Consider the following 1,467-nt stretch of genomic DNA (forward strand, 5'->3'; position numbering starts at 1 on the left):
CTCGGGCGGCCCCGGATCGGCCGTTAGCCGGCGGACGCTCGGCCGGCAGGGCCGGCGGTTCGTCGGCACCGGGCCGTCCGTCGGGCAGCTCGGCACGTTCGCCGGTGCCCCGGCCACCGAGCCGATCCGGGTCTACGCCGGCCTGAAGTCGGCCGGCTCGGCGCGGGCGCGGGCGCAACTCGTGCTCCGCGAGATGGACCGCACCGGCGCCTGGGACCGCGCGGTGATCGGCGTGCTCACGCCCACCGGCACCGGTTGGCTGGACAGTGCCGTCACCGATTCGCTGGAATACATGTACGCCGGTGACACCGCCCTGGTGTCCATGCAGTACTCGTACCTGCCGAGCTGGATCTCGTTCCTGACCGACAGGTCGAAGGTGCGGGAGTCCGCGGGCGCCCTGATCGGGGCGGTGTACGAGCGCTGGGCGGTCATGCCCGCGCAGACCCGGCCCAAGCTGCTGCTGTTCGGCGAGAGCCTCGGCTCGTACGGCACGGAGAGCGCCTTCGCGGACCTGCCGGCCCTGGCCGGCACGGCCGACGGCGTGCTGCTGGTCGGACCGCCGTTCGCCAACCCGATCCACCGGGACCTGACGGACACCCGCACCGCCGGGAGCCCGGTCTGGAACCCGCTCGCCTCGCAGCCGGTGCGATTCGCCCAGAACCCGGCCGACCTGCGTACGCCGCGGATACCGCACCCGAAGGTCGTCTACCTGCAGAACTCGTCCGATCCGATCGTCTGGTGGACGCCGGAGCTGCTGATCGCACGGCCGGCCTGGCTGGACGATCCACGCGGGCCTGACGTGTCCCCGGCGATGCACTGGTATCCGGTGGTGACCTTCTGGCAGACGCTGGTCGACCAGTTCGCCGCGAACAGCGTGCCGGCCGGTCACGGCCACGTCTACGGCTCCGGCGTGGTGGACGGCTGGGCCGCGCTGACCGCCCCGCCCGGCTGGACCGCCGCCGACACCGTCCGGCTGCGCGCCCTGCTCGACCACCCCGCGCCCCGCTGAAGGGACCTGTCATGACTGCTCCCCGCAAGCAGGCGGCCTTGCTCGCGGCCCGCCGCCTGGCCGCCCTGGTCGCCCTCGCCGCCCCGATCATCGCCCTGGCTGCGGGCCTCGAGGCCACGATCCAGCACCCCGCGAACCTGGTCACCCTCGTGCTGTCGGTCGCGGTCGTGACGGTGGCGATCTGGTACGCGCTGACCAGGCGCGGCGTATTGCGCATCCTCGGGGTGGTCGCGGCGGTGCTCGCCGCCGCGGCCGTCGTCCTGATCGGGCTGTCCGTGCTCCTCCTCCAGCTGACCCTGCTGCTCCTCTTCGCTCTGGCCGGCCGTTACGCGTTGGGCCCGGACGCCGCGGCACTGTTCGGGTCCCGGCCGGCGCACCCGGTCGGCGCGGCTCGCCACGGCGTCCTGCTGATCAACCCGAAGTCGGGCAACGCCACCGCGGTCAGGCTGCACCTGGCC

Annotated in this window: 2 protein-coding genes; both read left to right on the forward strand. The window is 73.6% G+C overall.

The window, feature by feature from the left end:
- A partial coding sequence (locus AB0C29_RS48165) for an alpha/beta-hydrolase family protein (RefSeq protein ID WP_360835045.1) occupies positions 1-1,009 on the forward strand: 1,009 nt, incomplete at its 5' end.
- A gap of 11 nt (positions 1,010-1,020) precedes the next feature.
- Positions 1,021-1,467, forward strand: a 447-nt coding sequence (locus AB0C29_RS48170; protein ID WP_360835047.1) for a hypothetical protein, incomplete at its 3' end; no start/stop codon positions are given.

This window comes from Actinoplanes sp. NPDC048791, assembly GCF_040650095.1.
In the GTDB taxonomy this organism is placed as follows: Bacteria; Actinomycetota; Actinomycetes; order Mycobacteriales; family Micromonosporaceae; genus Actinoplanes.